We start from the raw sequence: 22,683 nt of genomic DNA, 5'->3' as shown, positions 1-22,683 counted from the left end.
GCAGCTCCTACATGAGAATGCGTTCCCTGTAGGAGCTGCCGAAGGCTGCGATCTTTTGCTTTTTGCTATTAACCCTTCAACCAAACCCCTTTCCCAGCCAACCGCGCCCGATCATGCGCCACGGTGAAATCCTGCTCCGGCCCCTTCGGCACAACCCCCGTCGGGTTGATCGTCTTGTGACTGCCGTAGTAGTGATTCTTGATGTGCTGGAAATCCACCGTCTCGGCAATCCCCGGCAACTGATACATCTCCCGCAGCCAGTTCGACAGGTTCGGATAATCGGCAATGCGCCGCAGATTGCACTTGAAGTGCCCGTGATACACCGCATCAAACCGGATGATCGTAGTGAACAGGCGCACGTCAGCTTCAGTGAGGTATTCGCCGCTCAGATAGCGGTTTGCGCTTAAAACGCCTTCAAGGTGATCGAGTTCGGCAAACACCTCATCGAACGCTTCTTCATAAGCCTGTTGCGACGTTGCAAAACCTGCGCGGTACACGCCGTTGTTCACCGCCGGATAAATCCGCTCGTTCAGCGCATCGATTTCACCGCGCAACGGCGCCGGGTAGAAATCCAGATCATTGCCGGTCAGATCATCAAACGCGCTGTTGAACATGCGGATGATCTCCGCTGATTCGTTGCTGACGATGCGTTTGAGCTTCTTGTCCCACAGCACCGGCACAGTAACGCGGCCGGTGTAATCGGCCGTGTCGGCGGTATAGCGCTGGTGCATGAAGTCGAAGCCATCGAGCTTGTCGCCGGTTGAGCCGAGTACCGTGTCGAAGGTCCAGCCGTTTTCCAGCATCAGCCAACTGACCACCGAGACGTCGATCAGACTTTCCAGGCCTTTGAGCTTGCGCAGGATTAGCGTGCGATGCGCCCATGGACAGGCGAGGGAAACGTAGAGGTGATAGCGCCCGGCTTCAGCGGCAAAACCGCCTTCACCGCTGGGGCCGGGTTCACCGTTGGCGGTGACCCAGTTGCGGCGTTTGGCCTGTTCACGCTGGAACGCGCCGTCCTTGCTGCTTTCGTACCACTTGTCCTGCCAGTGGCCATCGACGAGTAAACCCATGATCAAGACTCCGTAAACCAATAATCGTTGGAGTCGAGTCTATTCCGATGAGTTCGAACAAAAAGCGCAAAGATCGGGCGTGAATGATCGGTTAAATCGATTTGTTCCGCGCGGCCCAGTACTGCTCGGCGGTTGCGAAGGCTTGTTCGCGGTTTTGACCGAGGCCGCGCAAGGCCAGGGCCATGGTCGCAATCAGGGCCATTTGTGGGTAGCTGTCGACCACGTCGCCACGCCACACGGCTTTCAGATGTTCAACGTCCAAAGTTGCCGGTTTGACGTGGCGTTGCGCCGACAATTGCGGCCATTCCTCGTCCCAGCTCTCGCCGCCAGTGGTGCCGTACAAGTGACTGTCGGCATCCGGGTTGATCTCGATTTCGCCACCGTCACCCTTGACCACAATCGCGGTGTCGCCGAGCAGACCGCTGGCATCGCGATGCACCGCCTGATAGCCGGGGTGGAAGATGCTTTGCAGGCCGCAGCGTGCGCCCAGCGGATTGAGAATCCGCGCCAGGGAATGAATCGGCGAACGCAGGCCAAGGGTGTTGCGCAGGTCGATCATCTTCTGCAGTTGTGGCGCCCAGTCCACCAGCGGCATGAACGCCAGTCCGCCGTTGTCCAGCGCCGTGCCGGTCTGCTGCCAGGTCCGGCACAACGGGATGTTCAATTCGCCGAGCAATTGCTCGCTGTACAGCCGCCCGGCCGTGTGCGCGCCGCCGCCGTGCATAAAGATGCGCACTCCGTTCTGTGCCAGACACTTGGCTGCCAGCAGGTACCACGGCAGATGGCGCTTTTTGCCGGCATAGGTCGGCCAGTCCAGATCGACGTTCAGCTTGGGGGCCTGCAAGCGCTCGCGCAGGGCTTCGGTGAAACCGGCCATCTCCTCGGCGCTTTCTTCTTTGTGCCGCAGCAACATCAGGAACGCGCCGAGCTGGGTGTCTTCGACCTTGTCGTCGAGCACCAGGCCCATCGCTTCGCGGGCTTCTTCACGGGTCAGGTCGCGGGCGCCGCGTTTGCCCTTGCCGAGGATGCGCACGAATTGAGCGAACGGATGTTCGGCTGGCGTTTCGAGGGTCAGCGCTGGAAAGTCGGTCATAAGCAATTCGTCGGTTTGGGCAGGCCCGCCAGTTTCGCGGCGAGTTTGGCGGGGGTGCCTTTGAACAGTCGGTTCAGGTGCAGGCTGTTGCCTTTGTCCGGGCCGAGTTTCAACGCGGTGTACTTGATCAACGGCCGGGTGGCCGGTGACAGCTGGAATTCGGCGTAGAAGCTGCGCAGCAGCTCGAGGACTTCCCAGTGCTCCGGAGTCAGCTCGATCTCTTCGGCAGCGGCGAGGGCGCTGGCGACATCAGCCGACCAGTCGCTGAGGTCGACGAGAAAGCCATCCTTGTCCAGTTCGATGGCGCGGGCGCCGACGGTCATGGAATTCATAGCCAGCTGTTGACCTTGTCGTGGTGTATCGACAGTTCGACGAAGGCCGGGTAATCGATCGCTTCGGCCCAGTCCGGGACTTCGATGGCGCGAGCCTGTGCATCTTCGGCCAGAACCCACAGTTTGATCTGGCGGCTTTGCAGATCGGTGAATGGCGCTGTGCCCGGTTGCAATGCATAGACGGCATCGCCGGACAGCAGCAGGGCATCAGCGCTGCCGATCAGGCGCAGGCAACTGCTCAGGCGATCGTCGCCGAACGGGGAATGAGACAACACATGCAAAGTCGACATCAGAGGGTGATCACCTGGTCGTAACGGTCAATAAGGGCGGTGATTTGTTCGGCGGCCAGCGGCTGCGCTTCGGCCAGCGACAGATTGCCGAGACCGCGTGTGCTGGCGCTGTCGGCGCAGTAAAACAGTTCTTCTACGCCGAACATCGGCAGCGCCTGCAGGTTGGCGCTGAGGTCTTTCTGTTGCAGGGCCTTGGCGTTTTGCCCGGCGGCGAGTTGCAGCACGCCATCATCCAGAAACAGCAAGCCAACGGGCAGATCGAAGGCGCCACCGGCCAGCACGATGTCCAGCGCTTCGCGAGCGCCGGGGCCAGACCACGGCGACTGGCGGCTGATGATCAACAGGGACTTGGCCATCTCACGCACCTCCAAAGCAGATCAAACGGTCGGCGTCTTGCACCGCGTCATGCAACTGACCGAGGCCGGACAATTCCCACGGCGCGCTGACTGAGACGGCGTCACGTTGATAGCGTTTGGCTTCTTCAGCGTTGAGCGCACCGCGACGCAGGGCGGCGGCGATACACACCACGCCATCCAGATTCTGCTCGGTTATGAAGCTGCGCCATTGTTTGGGCAAATCCAGTTCGTCCTGCGGAGTGACGAGCGCATCCGAGGCGTTATAAACGCCGTCCTGATAGAAAAACAGCCGGACGATCTCATGCCCGCCGGCCAGCGCAGCCTGCGCAAACAGCAGGGCGCGGCGCGAGGAGGGCGCATGGGCGGCGGAAAACAGCGCGATGGCAAACTTCATGACGGACTCGATCAGCAAAACTGCGGCCATGATAAAGCATTGCAGGCCGCAAAGGATCGCAGCGCTTACAGGGAAACACGATCTCTGTAGGAGCTGCGGCACGCTGCGATCTGTTGATTTTGATTTTGAAAAACAAGATCAAAAGATCGCAGCCTCGTTTCACTCGACAGCTCCTACAGGGAGCACGGGGCGGGCGTTGATTAGCGAGGCATGTAGCCCAGTTGCCAGCGCCGCGGAATTTTCAGGGAGAGCAGCCCGATCATCGCGGCCAGCAACCCGCTGACGAACATCGCCTTGAGTCCAAGATGATGCTCCAGCACTGCGCCCAGAATCGCGCCGAGAAACATTCCGCTCCAGGGCACCAGCTGCACCCGCCAGCCGCTGCGCCGTTCGCCAAGCATCCAGCGGCCCAATCCACGGCCGAACCGCGACAACGCGCCAGTCACGTAAGTCAGCCCGACCGGCAAGCCATTCACTTCTTCGACCGCCGCGTTGAGCATGCCCATCGCTATGATCGCCGCCAGCAGCGCTGGCAGTTGCGTGTCGAATGGCCAGGCCGCCGCCGCGCACAGCAGGGTGGCGATACACAGCAGCAGAGGCAGCGCCCGGCGTCCGCCAAAACGTGCGACGACAACCCCCAAGGCATTGCCGACAATAAATGTTGCGACGAGGATCAACAATCGCGCAGTCAGCCCGACATCGCCATCGCTGATTGCCACGGCAAGTCGGGTGGTGTTGCCGCTCATGAACGAGACGAAGTCGCCGCTGGCCATAAAGCCAATGGCGTCGGTCATTCCGGCCAGTACCGAGAGGCTGGCCACCAGCGCCAGACCAATCCGCCCGCGCCACTTCTGTGTGTGCAGGTGGCCGGGGCTGGCGCGGTGAGTCGAGGCGGATGGCAGCATGAGTGGCGGTGTCCTTAGGCGGAGGTTACGGCTCTATGCCATACAGATCGCAATATTCCAGCCAATCCATTCCGGCCATTTCCGCGACTTCGCGATGCACTTCCAGACGCTGCGCCTGGTATTCCTCAGACGAATCAGCGGTCAGTTGCAAGGTGAGCTCCCAGGCAAACAGCCCGAGACTTTCCGCTTCAGCCTCAAACGCTTCATGCAGTCGCTCTTCGCGATACTGCGCTTGAGTTTCGCCTTTGGCCTGGGCCAGCAACGGGTTGAGGTGATCGAGGGTTTCGCGCAGTTCGGGACGCGCGTCGAGAAACACTTTCAGGGCATGTTCATGTCGCTGGTCGGTAGGCGCCATGTGTTTTCCTTGTGAGGCTGATGAGCTTAGGTTGCCGCAGCGACCTGCGCGTGTCGCGCTATAAATGCAGTAAAGCAGAACGATTCCTGCTGCTGCGATGATACAGTCCGCTTTTTTCTGAATGAGCGAATGCAATGCGAATTCTGATGGTAGCGCTGGCCGCGACATTGCTGGCCGGTTGCGCAGGCTCGGTGATGGACGATGCTCGCACGAAAACCCCGTACAAGGTGTTGACGTCGGACAAGGCTGAAAAAGTCGTGGCGCAGTGTGTGCAGTTTGGTTGGCAGGACGAAGCGGTGTTCGGTGTGGATGCGGCGGCGTATCTGGAACCGCGCAAGTCCGGCGGGACGACGGTGTACACCCGTTCGGCAGAGTCGTTTGTCGACGTGATTACCCAGGCATCGGGCACGACGTTGAATTACTACGCGCAGAAGGATGACTTTGTCGCCAAGCGCCGGTTGGCGGCTTTAGCGACTTGCCTGTAGGGGCAATTGTCGCAGTGATGCTCAACCCGCCTTCGTCGGAAGGCCGCCCGGAGCAGGCTCGCTCCGGGTGGCCTTCCGACGAAGGGGCCGCAACATTCAACCGATCAATCGCTTCTGGAAGAAATGCCGCTTATGCCCCAGTGGATAATCCAGAATCTCTCCGCATTCGCTAAATCCAAGCTTCTTGTAAAACTCCGGTGCCTGGAAGGAGAAGGTGTCGAGCCAGATGCCAACGCAGTCTTTTTCCCGTGCCAGATCTTCCGCCCTCTGCATCAACTGCGAGCCGATACCCTTGCCGCGACCTTGCTCCGGCACGGCCAGTAACTCAATGAACAGCCAACGATAGAACGTGTGGGCATACAAACCTCCGAGGATCGCGTCGTGTTCATCACGCACTAACAGAGCGATCGGCTCGAAGGTCGACGGTCCGGCGTTGGCAACGTTGTGCGCACGCAGCGGCGCGAGGATGGCTGTGCGTTCTTCTTCGGTCGGGTTTTGTGACAGCTCGATGCGCAAGTTCATGCATGACTTCCTTGTTGTTTGAATTCGCAGCCTATCCTGCCCCGCGGCCATCTTCCAAGCCCTTCTTCAACCCGGTGGAACTGCCGCTCTCGCCTCGGGGTCTAGGCTTTACAGCGTCATTCCAGCACGCGGTTGATGAGGAACCCCCATGAATATTTTCGAAGCCCTTCGCGAAAGCCATGACCGCCAGCGTACTTACGCCAAGACCTTGATCGAAACCAGCGGCGATACGCCGGAGCGGGTCGAAGCCTACAAACAGCTCAAGGCAGAACTCCAGGCCCATGAAACCGCCGAAGAGCGCCATTTCTACATTCCGTTGATGGAGCTTGATGACGGTGTCGATTTGAGCCGCCATGCCATCGCGGAACATCATGAAATGGACGAGATGATGGAAGAACTCGATGAGACCGAGATGTCCAGCCCGGCCTGGCTGGCCACCGCCAAAAAGCTCTCTGACAAAGTTCACCATCACCTGAAGGAAGAGGAACAGAAGTTCTTCCAGATGGCTGGCAAATTGCTCAGCGAAAAACAGAAAGAACAACTCGCCGGGCAATACGAAAAGGAGTTTCAGGAACAATTGCCGTAATCACTGAATGGCAGTCTTTGTAGCATTGGCGTGTAATCTTTTGTTGTCATCTCTGGTGGGCGTTGTCGCAAAAGACTGTATATGCATCCAGTGTTTGCGCTGTTTTTACGGTTCAAGGCTGCTGACTGCGACAAAACCGCCGATGGACAAAAAATCCGTCTCCGTTAGCTTGAAGGCCTCTCCTCGGAAAGGAGAGTTCTTAAATCAACGGAGTGAAAAACATGAATCAACCACAAACCCAACTGCGACACGGTCGTGTCATTTCCCCTGCAAGCCGCGGTGCGGTAGCGATTGAGCAAGGATTGCTCGGCGCCTGGCAGGTCAACGAAATGGAAGGCGGCAAGAACTTCCCGGCGCTGGCGGCGGGGCCATTTCCGGCGCCTTACCAGAGCGACTCGGACAGCGTCACGCCACCGGCCGATGGCTACATCCTCAGCGGCGGCAAGACCGATGCCCGCGACTGTGTGAACTTCACCAATGACGAAATGAGCAAGAAACTCGCTCGTCCGTTCACTTGGCCGCTGCTCAATGTCACCCCGGGACAAACCCTCGAAATCAAGTGGGAATACACCGCACCGCACACCACCCGCGGCTACCGCTGGCTGATCACCAAGGACGGCTGGGACCCGAAACAGCGCATTACCCGTGCGCAACTGGAAGCCCAACCGTTCTTCGAGGACTTCTACACTCAGGTGCCTTATTACAGCTACCCGAATGAGTTGAAGGCCAAGGTCAATCACGCGGTGAAACTGCCGGCCAACAAAAGAGGCCATCACGTGATCGTGCTGATGTGGATCGTCGCCAACACCGGCAACGCCTTCTATCAGGCTTTCGACGTCGACTTCAAATAACGGCGCAGCGTCGCCAAACCCACACGTTCTGAAGGATTAGAACATGTCAAAAATCGATTTCTCTTTAGTGCAAAACGCGGCGAGCGATGCCGCCTCGCTGATGCCGAGCATTGCCGGCAAAAAGGTCCTTATGGGCTTCTGGCACAACTGGCCCGCAGGCCCGAGCGATGGTTACCGCCAGGGCCGCTTTGCCAGCCTCTCGCTGGAGGACGTACCCAAGGAGTACAACGTGGTTGCGGTCGCTTTTATGAAGGGCAGCGGGATTCCGACCTTCAAACCGTTCAACGTTTCCGATGCCGAGTTCCGCCGCCAGGTCGGCGTACTCAACAGCCAGGGACGGGCCGTGTTGATTTCCCTCGGCGGCGCCGATGCGCACATCGAATTGCGCAGCGGTCAGGAACAACCGCTGGCCAATGAAATCATTCGTCTGGTGGAAACCTACGGCTTCGACGGTCTGGACATCGATCTTGAACAGAGCGCGATTGATTTCGCTGCCAACAAGACAGTTCTGCCGGCCGCACTGAAACTGGTCAAGGATCACTACGCAGGCCAGGGCAAGCACTTCATCATCAGCATGGCTCCGGAGTTTCCGTACCTGACCAGCACCGGGAAATACATCAGCTATTTGCAGGCACTGGAAGGCTACTACGACTTCATCGCCCCACAGTTCTACAACCAGGGCGGTGACGGCGTTTGGGTACCGGAGGCGAACAACGGCGCGGGTGCGTGGATTGCGCAGAACAACGATGCGCTGAAGGAGGATTTCCTTTACTACCTGACCGAAAGTCTGGTGACCGGCACACGTGGCTTCACGCGGATCCCGGCGGACAAGTTCGTCATCGGTCTGCCGGCCAATAACGATGCGGCAGCCACCGGTTATGTGATCGACAAAACCGTGGTCGGGAATGTCCTCAAGCGTCTGGCGATCAAGGGGATACCGATCAAAGGCCTGATGACCTGGTCGGTGAATTGGGATAACGGTACCAGCAAGGATGGCGTGCCATACAACTGGGAGTTCAGCCGGCGTTATGGGCCGTTGATTCACGGGGTACCCGCCGCAGGGCAAGCTTTCGATGATAAGCAATCGTTTATCGCTCGTTAGTTGCAAATGAAGAAGCCCGGTAGCGCTGCCGGGCTTTTTTTGTTTGCGCAATTATTCGACCATGGCGACTTACTCAGGAACAGGATCAGGCGTCATGTCCAACACAGCCGAGCGGGTCAACATTGTCGACACTCAAGTGTTGTCCCATGACTGGTATCTACTGAAGAAAATCACCTTCGACTATCACCGCAACAATGGCGAGTGGCAGCGTCAGACCCGTGAGGTCTACGACCGTGGCAATGGCGCTGCGATTCTGTTGTTCAACCGCGAGCAGCGCACGGTGGTGCTGACCCGGCAGTTTCGTTTGCCGGTATTCGTCAATGGCCACGATGGTTTGTTGATCGAGGTGGCGGCCGGGTTGCTCGAAGGTGCAGCGCCGGAGCAACGGATTCGCGATGAAGCCGAAGAGGAAACCGGGTATCGCGTGCACGATGTGACGAAGGTGTTCGAGGCTTACATGAGCCCTGGCTCGGTGACCGAGAAACTGCATTTTTTCATTGCCGAATACGACGCCGCATCGAAGGTTAGCGACGGTGGTGGTCTGGAAGAGGAGACCGAAGAACTGGAAGTGCTGGAGTGGCGATTCGACGACGCGTTGGCGGCGTTTCAGCGCGGCGAGATCTGCGACGCCAAGACCATCATGCTGTTGCAATATGCGGCGATGAATAACCTTTTTGCCCAATAAATCAAAAGATCGCAGCCTTCGGCAGCTCCTACAGGAAAACGCATTCCAGGTAGGAGCTGCCGAAGGCTGCGATCTCTTGATCTGTATTGACTGACTAAAACAAATCCCCGGTTTTGCCAATCTGCGACCAGTCGCCACCTTCAAGTGTCAGCAGGCGCTCTTTCGCCTCTAGCCCACCGGCAAACCCGGTGAGCTTCCCCGACGCGCCGATCACTCGATGACACGGCGCGACAATGGAGATCGGGTTGCGTCCGTTCGCTGCGCCCACTGCCCGCACGGCGCTGGGATTGCCTATCTGTTCGGCAATCTGGCTGTAGGTCCGCGTCTCGCCGAATGGAATGGTCAGCAGCGCCGCCCAGACCTTTTTCTGAAAGTCGGTGCCAGCGAAATCCAGTTCCAGATCAAAACAGTCACGCGTCCCGGAAAAATATTCTTCAAGTTGTCGAGCCGTTCGAATCAGGATCGGATTGTCGGGGGCCTCACTCATCGGCCCGAGGCGCACGCGATTCGGTTTGTCGTTTTCCCAGAGGATGGCCGCCAGTCGTGAACCGTTCGCGACCAGCTTCAGCTCGCCGACGGGCGAGGGCAGGGTGATGAACGTGTAAGGCATGACGGCAGACTCCGGATCAGGGCGGCAACAGCGGCCAGCATACTGCCTGATCGGGGAGGCGCAATACGCAAAGCCGACCATACTGCTTGGTGCTCTTGCAGCGTTCCCCCTCTGTTTTGCACAGACCCTGAAAACAACAAAAAAGAGATCGACTCATGAAGTACGAACCTTTGGCCAAGTCGCTGATAGCGACCTCACTGGCACTCAGCTGTCTCATGGCTCACGCGGCGTCAGTCGCTCCGGTTGCCGCCGAAAACGGCATGGTGGTCACCGCGCAACATCTGGCCACCCATGTCGGCGTCGACGTACTGAAAAGTGGCGGCAATGCCGTCGACGCGGCGGTCGCCGTGGGTTACGCGCTGGCGGTGGTTTACCCCGCAGCGGGCAACCTCGGTGGAGGCGGCTTCATGACCATTCAACTGGCGGACGGGCGTAAGACCTTCCTCGATTTCCGCGAAAAAGCGCCGCTGGCGGCCACCGCCAACATGTACCTCGACAAGGAAGGCAACGTAATTCCCGATCTCAGCACCCGTGGACATTTGGCGGTGGGCGTACCGGGCACGGTGTCCGGCATGGAACTGGCGCTGAGCAAATACGGGACCAAGCCACGCAAGGAAATGATTGCACCGGCGATCAAACTGGCGGAAGACGGTTTCGAACTGGAGCAGGGTGACGTCGAGCTGCTGGAGTACGCCACCGACGTGTTCAAGAAGGACATGCGCGATTCCGGCTCGATCTTCCTCAGCAAAGGCGAGCCGATGCAGGTCGGGCAGAAACTGGTGCAAAAGGACCTCGGCAAGACCCTGCGGACCATTTCCGAGAAAGGCGCCGATGGCTTCTATAAAGGCTGGGTAGCGGATGCCATCGTGACGTCGAGTCAGGCCAACAAAGGCATCATCACTCAAGCTGACCTCGACAAATACAAGACCCGCGAACTGGCACCGGTGGAGTGTGATTACCGTGGTTACCACGTGGTCTCGGCGCCGCCGCCAAGCTCTGGCGGGGTGGTGATCTGCCAGATCATGAACATCCTCGAAGGCTATCCGATGAAGGACCTGGGCTTCCATTCCGCTCAGGGCATGCACTACCAGATCGAAGCGATGCGTCACGCGTATGTCGATCGCAACAGCTATCTCGGCGATCCGGATTTCGTCAAAAATCCGATCGAGCACCTGCTGGACAAGAACTACGCGACCAAACTGCGCGATGCCATCCAGCCGCAAAAGGCCGGCGTGTCGGCTGAGCTCAAGCCTGGTGTAGCGCCCCATGAAGGCAGCAACACCACCCACTATTCGATCGTCGACAAGTGGGGCAATGCAGTGTCGGTCACCTACACCCTCAACGATTGGTTCGGCGCCGGCGTGATGGCAAGCAAGACCGGGGTGATCCTCAACGATGAAATGGACGACTTCACCTCCAAGGTCGGCGTGCCGAACATGTACGGTCTGGTGCAGGGTGAAGCCAATGCGATTGCCCCGGGCAAGGCACCGCTGTCATCGATGAGCCCGACCATTGTCACCAAGGACGGCAAAGTGGTGATGGTGGTCGGCACGCCGGGCGGGAGCCGCATCATCACCGCGACGTTGCTGACCATGCTCAATGTCATCGACTACGGCATGGGCTTGCAGGAGGCGGTCGACGCGCCACGCTTCCACCAGCAGTGGATGCCGGAAGAAACCAACCTCGAAGACTTCGCCGCCAGCCCCGACACGAAGAAGCTCCTCGAAAGCTGGGGCCACAAATTCGCCGGGCCGCAGGACGCCAATCACATCGCCGCGATTCTGGTCGGCGCACCGTCGCTGGGGGGTAAACCCGTCGGGAAAAACCGTTTCTACGGCGCCAACGATCCACGCCGCAACACTGGCTTGTCACTGGGTTACTAAGAAGCGTAAAAAAGGGGGCGGGCTCACATCCGCCCCCGTCTCAAGGACTGATCAAGGAAGGCTCATCATGACCACCGCATTGCTGATCATCGACGTCCAGCGCGCCCTCTGCTCGGGCGAATACCAGTGCCATGACATTCACCGTGTAATCGACACCATCAACGGCCTCAGCGCCCGCGCGCGCAAGGCAGGTGTGCCAGTGGTGCTGATCCAGCATGAAGAAAAGGACAGCCCGTTGGCCCATGGTGCCGAAGGCTGGCAGCTGGCCGAAGGGCTTGATACATCGCCGAAAGACTTGCGCGTACGCAAGACCACCCCGGATTCGTTCTACCAGACTGACTTGCGCAAACTGTTGCCGAGCGAAGATTTCGAAAAACTGCTCATCTGCGGTCTGCAAACCGATTACTGCGTCAATGCCACCGTGCGCCAGGCCCATCAACTGGGTTATGACGTGGTGCTCGCCGCCGACGCGCATTCCACCGTCGACAACGGCAACATGAGCGCCGAAGACATCATCACCGAGCACAACAAGGATCTGGCGCACCTGACCGGCTCCGTGGCGCGCATCGACGTCAAACCCGCCGCCGACATCAGGTTCTGACTACCCACTCCTACAGTGATTGCGAAACCCTGATTGCTATGTACATCAGGGATTTCCGCTGGCAGCACTGGCATACTGCGCGCCGTCCGAAGAATGGAATCTCTCGATGTTCGCGATCTCCCTGCGTTATGCCTTGCTGCTGACGTCCCTTGCGTTTGCCTCTGTTACCCACGCCAGCAGTTTCGATTGCTCCACGGCCAACAACAAAACCGAAAAAGCCGTTTGTGGCGACCCGCAGATTTCGCTGCTCGACGAGAAGCTGGGCAAGCTCTGGCATTCGACATTGGCCAGTGTCCCCGATGCCAAAGCCCTCAAGGCTGACCAGCGGCAGTGGCTGAAAAGTCGCAACGCCTGCGGCGATCAGACGGCCTGTTTGCGCCGCGAGTATTTGATGCGGCTGAGCGAGCTCGAACACGCTACCCAGCCGTTCAGTTGGGACGCAACCTGGCAACTCATACCGCCGGGGACTTCAACCTCGGCAACGGTGATAACCCAGCGCCGCGATGCCACGCACATCAGCATCGACATCACGGCGGCTGAGGGTGCCAACTCCGGTGATCTGGATGGCGTTGCCACACTCAACGACGGTAAAGCCGTTTACTCGGAAGATGAGTGCACCCTGTTGTTCACTCCCATCAACGGTGTGCTGGATATTTCGCTTGCAGGGGAAGGCGGGTATTGCAGTGCCGGATTGGGCGTCTACTACACCGGCCGTTTTGTCGCCTCGGAGCACCCGCTGACACTGGATTACGACATGCTCAGCCTGGGCCTGGCACAAACACCGGAAGAGAACCAGGCACTGCACACCTTGCTCAAAGGTGATTATCAGACACTGGTGGAAAAGTCCGGCTCCCTGATGACGGGTGAGCCAGGCACCGATGTGCCGGGCAGTCAGGTCTGGGAGATGTGGATGCGCGGTCTGGGTGGCACCGGCATCGTGATGCGCTCATCCGATGGCCATTTCTGGGTGTTGTTGGTGACCTACGACAGTTCCGGCCATTCGCGTCTGCGCTACTACACCAACGTGGCGAAATGGAAAAAAGTTCTACCCGATGCCTTGCACGACTGGAATGAGCGCATGAAAGCTCATCTGGAGCTGCCCGTAGACTTCATGCCCTGATCTGCGCGGTAGCCCATCCGCTCACGTCGCAAACAAAACCCCACGAATCCCGCCCACCCGCGGCGTCACCACGACACCCTCCAGCACCATTCGCGTAATCGTCTGCGCCGCCGTTTGATAATCCTCATCCTGCGGCACTTCGCGCCCCATGATCCGACCCATCTGCCAGCCAATGTTGGTGTACGTGCGCGTCGCCGACCAAATGAACAGCATCAGATGCTCAGGATCCACCGGCGCCAGCAAGCCGCGCTCAATCCAGCTGCGCAGGCATTCAACGTTACGCCGCGCTTCGGCATACAACAGATCGCGGCACTCATCCGGCAGCTGTCGACCGCCCAGCAGCAGCTCGCCACTGAATACCTTGGCAATCGCCGGATGCTCGCGAGCAATACGAATCCGCGCGGCAACGTAAGCACGCAGCCCCGTCAGCGGATCATCGCTTTCACGCAGCGCCGCTGAAGCTTCCAACAGTGGCTCGACAAACCCCAGCAGTACTTTGCAGTAGAGGTTTTCCTTGGTCTGAAAGTAATAATACAGATTGGCCTTGGGCACCCCGGCACGCGCCGCAATATCGCGAGTCTGGGTGGCGTCGAAGCCGTTGGCGGCGAACTCTTCGCGGGCAGCGGCGAGGATCAACTGCTCGTTGCGGACGCGGATGGCACTCATGGCAATACAGGTTGGCTGGACGGCATGGATAGATTCTGGCGATTTCGGTCTCGCAATATACAAAACTATATAGCGATGAGGCCAGCACACTCGAAGGACAGCGCTATGCTGTTTCGATCAACGAGTGGAAACGGAGCGGGCACATGACCCTTCAGGCAGTGCGAGCCGACGCGACACATTTGGATGCGGTGGCGCCGTTGTTCGACGCTTACCGTGGTTTTTACCAACAGCCGTCGAATCTCGAGCAATCGCGAACCTTCATCGCTGAACGCATGGCTGCCAGCGAATCGGCGATATTTCTCGCGCAGGATGAACACGGCGAGGCGCTGGGATTCGTGCAGTTGTACCCGACGTTCTCGTCCATCGATGCCCACTGCACCTGGCTGCTCAGCGACCTGTTCACCACGCCCGCCGCACGTGGACGCGGGGTGGGTCGATTGCTGATGAACACGGCGCGTGACTTTGCCTTGGCGAGCGGTGCCAAGGGGCTGGTGCTGGAAACCGCCACCGACAACCTTATGGCGCAAGGTTTGTACGAATCCCTCGGCTACGTGCGTGACAGCGGTTATTACACCTACATCCTCGACTTGCGGCAGGGTTGAGCAAATTTTTTTGCGATTTCCCGAATTCAGGCTTTCGCCCGACCGCCGCTCTCTCTAGAATCCGCCCGGCCTTCAAAATGAAGGCGCAATGCCATCATCTGGATGTGTATACATAGGGACGGATCATCATGCAATTCGGGAAAATTCTGGCGCTGGGGCTGGTACTTGCGCTGGGCGGTTGTGCCAGTTTCACCAAAGACGAAGTGGCGCCGGTGACCATGCCGTCGATGGCCAGCTACACCAATAAGCCAAACGTATACGTCGATTTCGATTTCTATCAGGGCGAGCCGAAAAGTGGTTCCGCCGTGGAAGTGCCGCAAGCACGTGATCAACTGAAACCACAGCTGCAAAAAATCCTCACTGACTCGGGTCTGTTCGGCCGTGTCACCCTGGACGAGTTCCAGAAGCAGCCGGGGGACTACAGCCTGCGTCTGAAAATGTACAACCATCCGCCGAATGCCGGTTCCATGGTACTGGGCTTTATTAGTGGTTTCAGCCTGGGGGTGATCCCGGCGTACGGCACCGATCAGTACTCCATGAGCCTGGAAGGCATGGATGGCCAGGGTCAGGCCCTGACCACCGCGAGCAATCATGATGCGATCGGGACCTGGATCGGTATCTGGTTCATCCCGCTGATGGCCAACACACCGAAAGACGCGGTGAATGACACTTTCACCCGTCAGGTCAACGCGCTGCTCAAGCAACTGGTCGATAGCAAAAACCTGAAGTACTCGGCACTCGAAACCGCTATTCCAATGGCCTGAAGAAAAAAAGAGCCGCAATCGCGGCTCTTTTTTTGCCCTTACTTCAGGGCCTGAATGAACTGTGGATCGCTGTACAGTTCCTTCAGCAGGTCACGCACCATCGGGTTGTAAGCGTTGACCGCGTTCGGAATCGCAATGAAGCCGAAAAAGCTGCTGCTCCACTGGCTGCTGACATTCTTGGTGGCGTCGTACACCACATCGTTGCCGTTGAGCAGGGTGAAGCGAGCGGCGAGTTTGCCGTCGCCCGTGCCCATGCCTGCGGACAGTTCGTTCTTCACCACCAACACTTTCAACTGACGCTGCGCCTGCGGATCGAGCAGGCCGGCCTTGCGCAGTTCTTCAGTGATCGCATCCTGAATGTGCGCCGGGATGCTGCCGGACGGCGAGCGAACCGGGTTGGCGCGAACCACCAGCGAACCTTCACCGGATTCGGCCGTGACCTGAGGATTGCTGATCGCGTGGAGCGGCGGGGTTTGCTTGAGCTTCTGCACGTTCTCGAAGCTTGGCTCGTAACGAGTCATGGTCATGCCACAGCCTTGCAGTAGCAGGGCCAGCATCGGGATCAACAACAGCGACTTCTTCACGGCAGTTCCTTGCGTGGGAATAGAGGAGGGCGCGAATTATGGGCAGAGTGCCATCATTGGGCAACCTCGTTCGTCTGCGTGTTGAGCAATCGCTCGATCTGCGCCAATTCCCAGGTACTGAGTAAACTTACCGGATCGGTGCCATAACGCTGCCAACTGTCCAGCGCACCTTCCTGCCCATCACCATTGCGGGCGAATTCACAGTGATGTAACCGGCTACCTTCAAAGTCCAGCAGCAGGTGCCAGCCCTCGATATCGACCGCGACCCGCCCCGCCTCGTCAGGCATCTCGCAGACTTTGAAAGTGAGGACACCCAGCGCCGCTTCACGCAAACGCTGGCACACCTCGCGGGCGCTCAGAAAGGCAGACATGTTCAACTCAATGGATACAGGAACGCGCCAGCATAAAGCCCGAGCCGACAAGTGTCAGCGTTCACTGGCCCGATCCCGGACAATTCCGTAACATCCGCAACCCTCTTTTCTCCGAACACCTGCAGTCGCGCTCGACGGCTGCTCAATCAGGTAAGCCATGAAACCGATTCGTCTGCGCGCCGATGTCCTGGCCGGACTCACCACCTCGTTTGCCCTGTTGCCCGAATGCATTGCGTTCGCGCTGGTGGCGCACCTCAATCCGCTGATGGGTCTGTATGGCGCCTTCATCATTTGTACACTGACGGCGTTGTTCGGCGGCCGGCCAGGCATGGTCTCCGGTGCGGCGGGTTCGATGGCCGTGGTCATCGTCGCGCTGGTGGTGCAACACGGCGTGCAGTATTTGCTGGCGACGGTGTTGCTCGGCGGTCTGATCATGATGGCGTTCGGGCTGCTGCGCCTGGGCAAACTGGTGCGCATGGTGCCGCACCCGGTGATGCTCGGCTTCGTCAACGGCTTGGCGATCATCATTGCATTGGCGCAACTGGAGCATTTCAAGAGCGGTGAGGACTGGCTCAGCGGTACGCCGCTGTACCTGATGACCGGGCTGGTTGCGCTGACCATGGCCATCGTCTACATCCTGCCGCGTCTGACGAAAGCGGTGCCGCCGGCACTGGTGGCGATTCTCGGCGTCGGTCTGCTGGTCTACCTGTTCGGCCTGCCGACCCGCACCCTTGGCGACATGGCACACATCGCCGGCGGCTTGCCGACGTTCGCCTTGCCGGACATCCCGTGGAGTCTGGAAACCCTGCGCATCATCGCGCCTTACGCAATCCTGATGGCGCTGGTCGGTCTGCTGGAAACCTTGCTGACCCTCAACCTCACCGACGAAATCACCGAAACCCGTGGCTACCCGGATCGCGAGTGCGTGGCGCTCGGCGCGGCCAACATGGTCAGCGGCGCGTTCGGTGGCATGGGCGGGTGCGCGATGATCGGCCAGACCGTGATCAACCTCAGTTCCGGCGGGCGCGGGCGCTTGTCCGGCGTGGTTGCTGGCGTGCTGATTCTGTTGTTCATTCTGTTCCTGTCGCCGCTGATCGAGCGTATTCCGCTGGCGGCGCTGGTCGGCGTGATGTTCGTGGTGTCGCAGCAGACCTTCGCCTGGGCGTCGTTGCGGGTGGTGAATAAAGTGCCGCTCAATGATGTGCTGGTGATCATCGCCGTGACCACCATCACCGTGTTTACCGATCTGGCCACTGCGGTGCTGTGCGGCATCATTATTGCGGCGCTCAACTTTGCCTGGCAGCAGGCCCGTGAGCTGTATGCCGATGAGCATCTGGAGGCTGACGGCAGCAAGCTCTATCGTCTGCACGGCACGCTGTTTTTCGCCTCGACCACGCCGTTCCTCAATCAGTTCGATCCGGCCAATGATCCGGCTCGGGTGACGCTGGATTGTCGGCATTTGAGTTTTGTCGATTACTCGGCGATTGCGGCGTTGAAGACTTTGCGCGAGCGATATGCCAAGGCGGGTAAGCATTTGCAGGTGTTTCATTTGTCTGAGCGCTGCAAAAAATTACTCAAGCGTGCCGGTGTCGACCACGACTGAAGGCGCTGGCGCTGACGCCTTCAACCAGATCTTGCTGAGAATCCGCGAGACCTGATCGGCTGAGTAGGGCTTGGCGAGAAACTCGAAACCCTCGTGACCGTAGCGCGCCAGTTCTTCGCTGTAGCCGGAGGTCAGTATCACGGGCAGATCCGGGCGGCGACGGCGCAATTCCCTGGCGAGCGCGACTCCCGTGATACCGGGCATGACGACATCGGAAAACACTGCGTCGAAAGCCCTTGCGTCTTCGCCTGCCAACTTCAAGGCTTCTTCGGCGTTGGTGGCCCACGTCGTGTCATAGCCCAGATCCTGCAGGATCTGATTGGCGAAGCGGCCAACGTCCAGATTGTCCTCGACCACCAGCACCCGGCGCTTTTCATGCGGCGCCTGCAGTTCGCCTTCGTCCGACGTCTCGCTGGCCTGCGGCGCAACCGCCGGTACCTGGGGCAGGTACAGCGTAAACTGCGTTCCGTGACCGACCAGGCTGGACACATCGACATTACCGCCCGATTGCTTGGCAAAGCCGAACACTTGCGATAACCCGAGCCCTGTGCCTTTGCCGACATCTTTAGTGGTGAAGAACGGTTCGAAAATATGCTCAAGAGTATGCGCATCGATACCGCCGCCGGTGTCCGACAGTGCGATGGACACAAACGGGCCGCTGGCGCCGGCATGGCCGCGTATCGCTGGCAGTGGTTTGTCGCACTCAAGGCGCAATTTCAGCAGGCCTTGGCCATTCATCGCGTCACGGGCGTTGAGCGCGATATTGATCACTGCGGTTTCGAACTGACTCAGATCGACGCGGATGTAGCAGGGTTGGTCCGGCCGTTCGACGCTGACATGAATTTGCGCGCCCGTGACAGACTCGAGCATTTCACCGATGTTCGCCAACCGTTCGCCCGCATCGACCACTTGCGGGTTGAGCGGCTGACGCCGGGCAAAAGCAAGTAATTGGCTGGTCAGCTTGGAGGCGCGCTCGACGGTGTCGGAAACCGCGCGCATATAGCGCTGACGACGCTCCTGCGGCAGGTTGGGCTGGCGCAGGAAATCCACTGACGAGCGAATGATAGTCAGCAGATTGTTGAAATCATGGGCCACACCGCCGGTCAACTGGCCGATGGCTTCAAGCTTTTGTGACTGGCGCAGCGCCGACTCCGTTTCGGCCAGACGCAAGCTGCGTTCCTCGACCCGTTGTTCCAGCGTGGCATTCAGTTCCGCCAGCGCCAGCAGGCCTTCACGCACGTTGGCATCGGCGCGGACCCGTTCGATGTGCGCCCAGCAACGCTCGGTGACTTCGCTCAGCAGTGACTGTTCGAAGCGCGACCAGGCTCGCGGCACATTGTCGTGCACCGCCATCAGTGCGGTCAGTCGTCCTTGCTTGATCAACGGCACGCAAATGGTTGCAGTGATGCCGATGGCCTGGAAGGTTGCCGATTCTTCAGGGGCGAGTTCGCTGCGGTTGTCATGGATGATCAGCGGTTCGCCGGCACGTAGCAAGGTCACGGCTTTCTCACCGAAGTCGCGCAGTCGATAGTGGCCGACGATGCTTGGCGAGCCGGGCGCCGCCCAATCGCCGCGAATGGTGAAACCGTCCTCATCGGCGTCCATGTCGGCGTAGGCACAGTTTGATAGCTGCAGATGTTCGACCATCAGACGCGTGGTGATGGCGAGAATGGCTTGGGCATCGGTCGCGTTGGCAACGGCGTTGCCGAGCGCCTCAAGCACGGCCAGACGCTGGTTGAGAAAAACCGTCTGGGTGGTTTCCGTGACGGTATCGAGCATGCCGACCACGTTGCCGAGCGAATCGCGGATCGGGCTGTAGCAGAAGGTAAAAAACGCCTGCTCCGGTCCGCTGCCTCGCTCGATGGTCAGCGCAAAGTTTTCGATGTAAGTGGCTTGCCCGGCGTACGCCGCATCGGCAATCGGGCTGATCTCGCTCCAGGCTTCTTCCCAGATCTTGCTGAAAGGTCTTCCCAGAGCGTTCGGTTTAGCGCCGAGAATCGGCAGGAAGGCGTCGTTGAACAAGGTGATCAGTTCTGGCCCCCAAACGATGGCTTGAGGAAAGTGCGAGGCAAGACTGAGCGAGACCGTGGTCTTGAGCACATCGGGCCAGTTTTGCAACGGACCCAGCGGGGTGCTTGCCCAATCATGGCGTCGAATCTGCTCGGCCATCTCACCGTTGTCTTGCAACCAGTCTGTCATGGGAATCGTGTCTTTCCGGGCATCTGCGTGTGAAGAAAGACCTTTGCGCGCGGTGTTTGGTTTCAGCACGCCCGCTCGCAGTGAAACTGTTTTTTCAGGTCTGCGCACATCATTGCACGATGCGTGAGACAAAACGATTTGTGACAAGGGCGCCGGCTCCCGCCGGAGACGAGACGCCCCACAAAATATTGAGGGGCTGCTGCGCATTCCGGCGGGAGCAAGCGCCCTCGCCACAGTGTTTGTCAGGTTTTGATCAGGCATCGATGGCCGGGAAATCGATATCCGTCAGCGCCGCGTTGTTCAGGTAGTTGGTCAGGCTCTGCACGGCCACCAGTGCAATCACTTCAATGATCTTCACATCGTCGATACCGGCAGTGCGGGCGGCGGCGATCTGTTCGTCACTCAAATGGCCGCGGCTTTCGGTCAACTGACGGGCGAGGGTGGCGTAGGCGTTGAGTTCGCCCTGACGTGCGGCGACGATGTCCTGCGCCGAGAGCCCGGCCTTGCCGGCAAACAAAGTGTGCGCCGCCAGGCAGTAATCGCAACCGTTGACCTGCGAGGTGGCGAGGTAAACGGCTTCTTTTTCCTGGGCGCTCAGCGAAGTCTTGCCGAGGATTGCCGAGGCTTGCACGTAGGTTTCGAGGGCCACTGGCGCTTTCGCCAGGGTGGTGAACACGTTGGGCAGGAAACCGATTTTCTTTTTCACGCCTTCCAGCACTGGGCGGCTGGCGTCGGCGGCGGTTTCGAGGCTGATAGCGTGGATGCGGCTCATGGTGATTCTCCGAAAGTCCGGTGCGAAGTGCGCCGGGGATGGAGGTCATGTTATGGAACCGGGCTGGTGGATTGGCGGCAAATCGTCGAGGATATGCGGCAGATCGTCCAGACTTACCCTTGGAGTCGTCCATGGATCGCCTTTCCACGTTGCTCAGCCATTTCGGCGTGTCTGCCGGGACCTTTCACAGCGGCACGTTTTGCGGCCTCAGCGTTCACGACGGCGAGCCATGCGGCCATGTGCATTTGTTGCAGGCCGGTGAGTTGCTGCTCAAGCCGGGCAGTGAGCGTGAAATTCGTCTCTGTGAACCGTCGCTGATCTTCTTCCCCCGGCCCTTTGCCCATCGCATGTTCGCCGACGAGGCGATGGACACCCGAGTGGTCTGCGCCACGCTGACGTTTGACGGCGGCTCCGGCAATGCACTGGCGGCGGCACTGCCGGATTATTTGGTGCTGAAGCTGACGGACATCCCGGAATTGGGCAGCACCGTGGAATGGCTGTTCAAGGAAGCCTTCGAAGGGCATTGCGGGCGGGTGGCGGTGATGGATCGCCTGTTCGAACTGCTGGTGATTCTGCTGTTGCGGCACTTGATCAGCAGCCGCGAGCAACAACCGGGGATGATCTCCGGGCTAGCTGATCCGCGTCTTTCGCGCGCCTTGAACCTGATGCACGAGCAACCGCAAAAACCGTGGAGCGTGGCGGATCTGGCCGCTGTCGCCAACCTGTCCCGCGCCGGGTTTGCCGAGCAGTTTCGCCGGGTCGTCGGGCAGACACCGGCCGATTATCTGCTGAGCTGGCGCGTCAGCCTGGCGCAGAAACGCTTGCGCGAAGGCAAGCCGATTGCGCTGATTGCCGAGGAGGTCGGTTACGAAAGCCCCTCGGCGCTAGCCCGGGCGTTTCGGCGCAAGACCGGGCTCAGCCCGCGCGAGTGGAAGGCGGGCGCCTGAGGATCATTTGGCGAATTTCTTCGCCCCGGCCACGCACAGAATCACGCCCAGCGTCACCGCGAGCATGCCGATGCTGACGTGTTCATGCAGCAGCGTCGCCGCCAACGCCAAGCCGAAAAACGGTTGGAGCAATTGCAACTGACCGACCGCGGCAATCCCGCCCTGGGCCAGGCCGCGATACCAGAACACAAAACCGATCAGCATGCTGAACAGCGACACGTAGCCCAGGCAAAGCCACGCCGACAGACTGATCGTGCTGAACGAGGCGGGCGCCAAGCACAGACTCAACACCGCCATGAGCGGTAGCGACAGCACCAGCGCCCAGCAAATCACCTGCCAGCCACCGAGGGTGCGCGACAGCTTCGCGCCTTCGGCATAGCCGAGGCCGCAGGCCAGAATGGCGGCGAGCATCAGCAGGTCACCGGTGGGCGAGGCCGTCAGACCTTGTGCCAGGGCGAACCCGACGACCAAAGCGCTGCCGAGAATCGAGAAAATCCAGAACACCGGTCGCGGCCGCTCACCGCCGCGCAGCACGGCAAAAATCGCCGTGGCCAGTGGCAGTAATCCGACAAACACAATCGAATGTGCTGACGTCACGTGTTGCAGCGCCAGGGCGGTCAGCAGCGGGAAGCCGAGCACCACGCCCATCGCGACTATCAACAGCGACAGCCACTGATTGCGCGCCGGGCGCCGTTCGCGAAACAACCACAACAGCGCCACCGCCAACACCCCGGCGATGGCGGCGCGGACCACGGTGAGAAACACCGGATCGAACTCCAGCACCGCCACACGCGTGGCCGGCAGTGAACCGCTGAAAATCACCACGCCGATAAAACCGTTGATCCAGCCGCTGGTTTTTTCCAGTGCCGGGGTCGTCAGATTCGAGGTCCGTTCCATCACCGTTCACGCTCAGAAGTGGGTTGCGTTGCGGTCAT

27 protein-coding genes and 1 pseudogene are annotated in these 22,683 nt (G+C 59.4%); 12 read left to right on the top strand and 16 right to left on the bottom strand.

Features of this window, described 5'->3' with window-relative positions; all coding sequences use genetic code 11:
• Window positions 1–68: 68 nt before the first annotated feature.
• The 8 genes from CKW38_RS20110 to CKW38_RS20075 all read right to left on the bottom strand — a co-directional run bounded on the left by CKW38_RS20110 (window position 69) and on the right by CKW38_RS20075 (window position 4,795).
• A complete protein-coding gene (locus CKW38_RS20110) occupies window positions 69–1,070 on the bottom strand; it encodes a glutathione S-transferase family protein (RefSeq protein WP_095113678.1) in 1,002 nt (333 codons plus the stop codon).
• 91 nt (window positions 1,071–1,161) lie between these two features.
• Window positions 1,162–2,163, bottom strand: a complete 1,002-nt coding sequence (locus CKW38_RS20105) for a glycosyl transferase family protein (RefSeq protein ID WP_095113677.1) — start codon at window positions 2,161–2,163, stop codon at window positions 1,162–1,164.
• The gene (locus CKW38_RS20100; protein ID WP_038369683.1) at window positions 2,160–2,495 is read right to left on the bottom strand and encodes a TusE/DsrC/DsvC family sulfur relay protein; all 336 of its coding nucleotides are present in this window, start codon (window positions 2,493–2,495) and stop codon (window positions 2,160–2,162) included. Before CKW38_RS20100 ends, CKW38_RS20105 begins: the two co-directional genes overlap by 4 nt.
• On the bottom strand, window positions 2,492–2,785 hold the full coding sequence (gene tusB / locus CKW38_RS20095; RefSeq protein ID WP_007908088.1) for a sulfurtransferase complex subunit TusB: 294 nt from the start codon (window positions 2,783–2,785) through the stop codon (window positions 2,492–2,494). The genes CKW38_RS20100 and tusB overlap by 4 nt, the downstream gene beginning before the upstream one ends.
• The gene (gene tusC, locus CKW38_RS20090) at window positions 2,785–3,141 is read right to left on the bottom strand and encodes a sulfurtransferase complex subunit TusC (protein WP_007908091.1); all 357 of its coding nucleotides are present in this window, start codon (window positions 3,139–3,141) and stop codon (window positions 2,785–2,787) included. Before tusC ends, tusB begins: the two co-directional genes overlap by 1 nt.
• Before the next feature lies 1 nt (window position 3,142).
• Complete coding sequence (gene tusD / locus CKW38_RS20085; RefSeq protein ID WP_007908093.1) at window positions 3,143–3,535, bottom strand: sulfurtransferase complex subunit TusD; 393 nt, start codon at window positions 3,533–3,535, stop codon at window positions 3,143–3,145.
• A gap of 200 nt (window positions 3,536–3,735) precedes the next feature.
• A complete protein-coding gene (locus CKW38_RS20080; protein WP_095113676.1) occupies window positions 3,736–4,440 on the bottom strand; it encodes a YoaK family protein in 705 nt (234 codons plus the stop codon).
• A 25-nt stretch (window positions 4,441–4,465) separates the two neighbouring features.
• A complete protein-coding gene (locus tag CKW38_RS20075; RefSeq protein WP_007908101.1) occupies window positions 4,466–4,795 on the bottom strand; it encodes a DUF6388 family protein in 330 nt (109 codons plus the stop codon).
• Window positions 4,796–4,929: 134 nt separating this feature from the next.
• Between CKW38_RS20075 and CKW38_RS20070 the strand changes: the two genes are divergently transcribed.
• Window positions 4,930–5,280, top strand: a complete 351-nt coding sequence (locus tag CKW38_RS20070) for a hypothetical protein (RefSeq protein WP_095113675.1) — start codon at window positions 4,930–4,932, stop codon at window positions 5,278–5,280.
• A gap of 96 nt (window positions 5,281–5,376) precedes the next feature.
• Here CKW38_RS20070 and CKW38_RS20065 read toward each other — a convergent pair whose 3' ends face one another.
• The gene (locus CKW38_RS20065) at window positions 5,377–5,802 is read right to left on the bottom strand and encodes an N-acetyltransferase (RefSeq protein WP_007908103.1); all 426 of its coding nucleotides are present in this window, start codon (window positions 5,800–5,802) and stop codon (window positions 5,377–5,379) included.
• A gap of 148 nt (window positions 5,803–5,950) precedes the next feature.
• On the opposite strand from CKW38_RS20065, the gene CKW38_RS20060 reads away from it, so the two are divergent.
• The 4 genes and pseudogenes from CKW38_RS20060 (at window position 5,951) to CKW38_RS20045 (ending at window position 9,026) form a co-directional block, all read left to right on the top strand.
• Window positions 5,951–6,388: a hemerythrin domain-containing protein gene (locus CKW38_RS20060; protein WP_007908104.1), complete on the top strand. Its 438-nt coding sequence runs from the start codon at window positions 5,951–5,953 to the stop codon at window positions 6,386–6,388.
• Between the two features lie 221 nt (window positions 6,389–6,609).
• Window positions 6,610–7,239, top strand: a complete 630-nt coding sequence (locus CKW38_RS20055) for a lytic polysaccharide monooxygenase auxiliary activity family 9 protein (RefSeq protein ID WP_095113674.1) — start codon at window positions 6,610–6,612, stop codon at window positions 7,237–7,239.
• Window positions 7,240–7,282: 43 nt separating this feature from the next.
• A pseudogene (locus CKW38_RS20050) lies at window positions 7,283–8,284 on the top strand (chitinase); the annotation flags it as partial.
• 151 nt (window positions 8,285–8,435) lie between these two features.
• Window positions 8,436–9,026 carry an NUDIX domain-containing protein gene (locus CKW38_RS20045; RefSeq protein ID WP_095113673.1) on the top strand — a complete coding sequence of 197 codons (591 nt, stop codon included), beginning with the start codon at window positions 8,436–8,438 and terminating at the stop codon, window positions 9,024–9,026.
• Between the two features lie 94 nt (window positions 9,027–9,120).
• Here the strand turns inward: CKW38_RS20045 and CKW38_RS20040 are convergent, their stop codons facing one another.
• The gene (locus CKW38_RS20040) at window positions 9,121–9,636 is read right to left on the bottom strand and encodes a methylated-DNA--[protein]-cysteine S-methyltransferase (protein ID WP_007908110.1); all 516 of its coding nucleotides are present in this window, start codon (window positions 9,634–9,636) and stop codon (window positions 9,121–9,123) included.
• A gap of 155 nt (window positions 9,637–9,791) precedes the next feature.
• Here CKW38_RS20040 and ggt point away from each other — a divergent pair, with 155 nt between their 5' ends.
• The 3 genes from ggt (at window position 9,792) to CKW38_RS20025 (ending at window position 13,240) form a co-directional block, all read left to right on the top strand.
• Window positions 9,792–11,519 carry a gamma-glutamyltransferase gene (ggt, locus tag CKW38_RS20035; protein WP_007908112.1) on the top strand — a complete coding sequence of 576 codons (1,728 nt, stop codon included), beginning with the start codon at window positions 9,792–9,794 and terminating at the stop codon, window positions 11,517–11,519.
• Between the two features lie 67 nt (window positions 11,520–11,586).
• A complete protein-coding gene (locus CKW38_RS20030; protein WP_007908113.1) occupies window positions 11,587–12,120 on the top strand; it encodes a cysteine hydrolase family protein in 534 nt (177 codons plus the stop codon).
• 106 nt (window positions 12,121–12,226) lie between these two features.
• Entirely contained in the window at window positions 12,227–13,240 is a 1,014-nt protein-coding gene (locus CKW38_RS20025; protein ID WP_095113672.1) for a lysozyme inhibitor LprI family protein, read from the top strand.
• A gap of 21 nt (window positions 13,241–13,261) precedes the next feature.
• On the opposite strand, the gene CKW38_RS20020 is transcribed toward CKW38_RS20025, so the two are convergent.
• Window positions 13,262–13,906 carry a TetR/AcrR family transcriptional regulator gene (locus CKW38_RS20020; protein ID WP_095113671.1) on the bottom strand — a complete coding sequence of 215 codons (645 nt, stop codon included), beginning with the start codon at window positions 13,904–13,906 and terminating at the stop codon, window positions 13,262–13,264.
• A gap of 143 nt (window positions 13,907–14,049) precedes the next feature.
• On the opposite strand from CKW38_RS20020, the gene CKW38_RS20015 reads away from it, so the two are divergent.
• Window positions 14,050–14,508, top strand: a complete 459-nt coding sequence (locus CKW38_RS20015) for an N-acetyltransferase (RefSeq protein WP_095113670.1) — start codon at window positions 14,050–14,052, stop codon at window positions 14,506–14,508.
• Window positions 14,509–14,636: 128 nt separating this feature from the next.
• Window positions 14,637–15,272, top strand: coding sequence for a hypothetical protein (locus tag CKW38_RS20010; protein WP_095113669.1), 636 nt, complete (start codon window positions 14,637–14,639; stop codon window positions 15,270–15,272).
• A 38-nt stretch (window positions 15,273–15,310) separates the two neighbouring features.
• Here the strand turns inward: CKW38_RS20010 and CKW38_RS20005 are convergent, their stop codons facing one another.
• Together CKW38_RS20005 and CKW38_RS20000 are read right to left on the bottom strand one after the other, a co-directional pair.
• Window positions 15,311–15,856, bottom strand: coding sequence for a hypothetical protein (locus tag CKW38_RS20005; protein WP_007908120.1), 546 nt, complete (start codon window positions 15,854–15,856; stop codon window positions 15,311–15,313).
• Window positions 15,857–15,909: 53 nt separating this feature from the next.
• Window positions 15,910–16,227, bottom strand: a complete 318-nt coding sequence (locus CKW38_RS20000) for a hypothetical protein (protein ID WP_095113668.1) — start codon at window positions 16,225–16,227, stop codon at window positions 15,910–15,912.
• Window positions 16,228–16,384: 157 nt separating this feature from the next.
• On the opposite strand from CKW38_RS20000, the gene CKW38_RS19995 reads away from it, so the two are divergent.
• Window positions 16,385–17,830, top strand: coding sequence for a SulP family inorganic anion transporter (locus CKW38_RS19995; protein WP_007908122.1), 1,446 nt, complete (start codon window positions 16,385–16,387; stop codon window positions 17,828–17,830).
• Here the strand turns inward: CKW38_RS19995 and CKW38_RS19990 are convergent.
• Window positions 17,798–20,029, bottom strand: a complete 2,232-nt coding sequence (locus tag CKW38_RS19990) for a GAF domain-containing protein (protein ID WP_095113667.1) — start codon at window positions 20,027–20,029, stop codon at window positions 17,798–17,800. The genes CKW38_RS19995 and CKW38_RS19990 overlap by 33 nt on opposite strands.
• A 253-nt stretch (window positions 20,030–20,282) precedes the next feature.
• Window positions 20,283–20,801, bottom strand: coding sequence for a carboxymuconolactone decarboxylase family protein (locus CKW38_RS19985; protein WP_095113666.1), 519 nt, complete (start codon window positions 20,799–20,801; stop codon window positions 20,283–20,285).
• A gap of 131 nt (window positions 20,802–20,932) precedes the next feature.
• Here CKW38_RS19985 and CKW38_RS19980 point away from each other — a divergent pair, with 131 nt between their 5' ends.
• Complete coding sequence (locus CKW38_RS19980; RefSeq protein WP_095113665.1) at window positions 20,933–21,748, top strand: AraC family transcriptional regulator; 816 nt, start codon at window positions 20,933–20,935, stop codon at window positions 21,746–21,748.
• 3 nt (window positions 21,749–21,751) lie between these two features.
• Here the strand turns inward: CKW38_RS19980 and CKW38_RS19975 are convergent, their stop codons facing one another.
• Window positions 21,752–22,645, bottom strand: a complete 894-nt coding sequence (locus CKW38_RS19975) for a DMT family transporter (protein WP_095113664.1) — start codon at window positions 22,643–22,645, stop codon at window positions 21,752–21,754.
• Window positions 22,646–22,683: the final 38 nt, after the last annotated feature.

This window comes from Pseudomonas sp. Irchel 3H7, assembly GCF_900187605.1.
Taxonomy (GTDB): Bacteria; Pseudomonadota; Gammaproteobacteria; order Pseudomonadales; family Pseudomonadaceae; genus Aquipseudomonas.
Note: the sequence above shows the minus strand (reverse complement) of the source record. Positions and strands in the feature narration are given on the sequence as shown.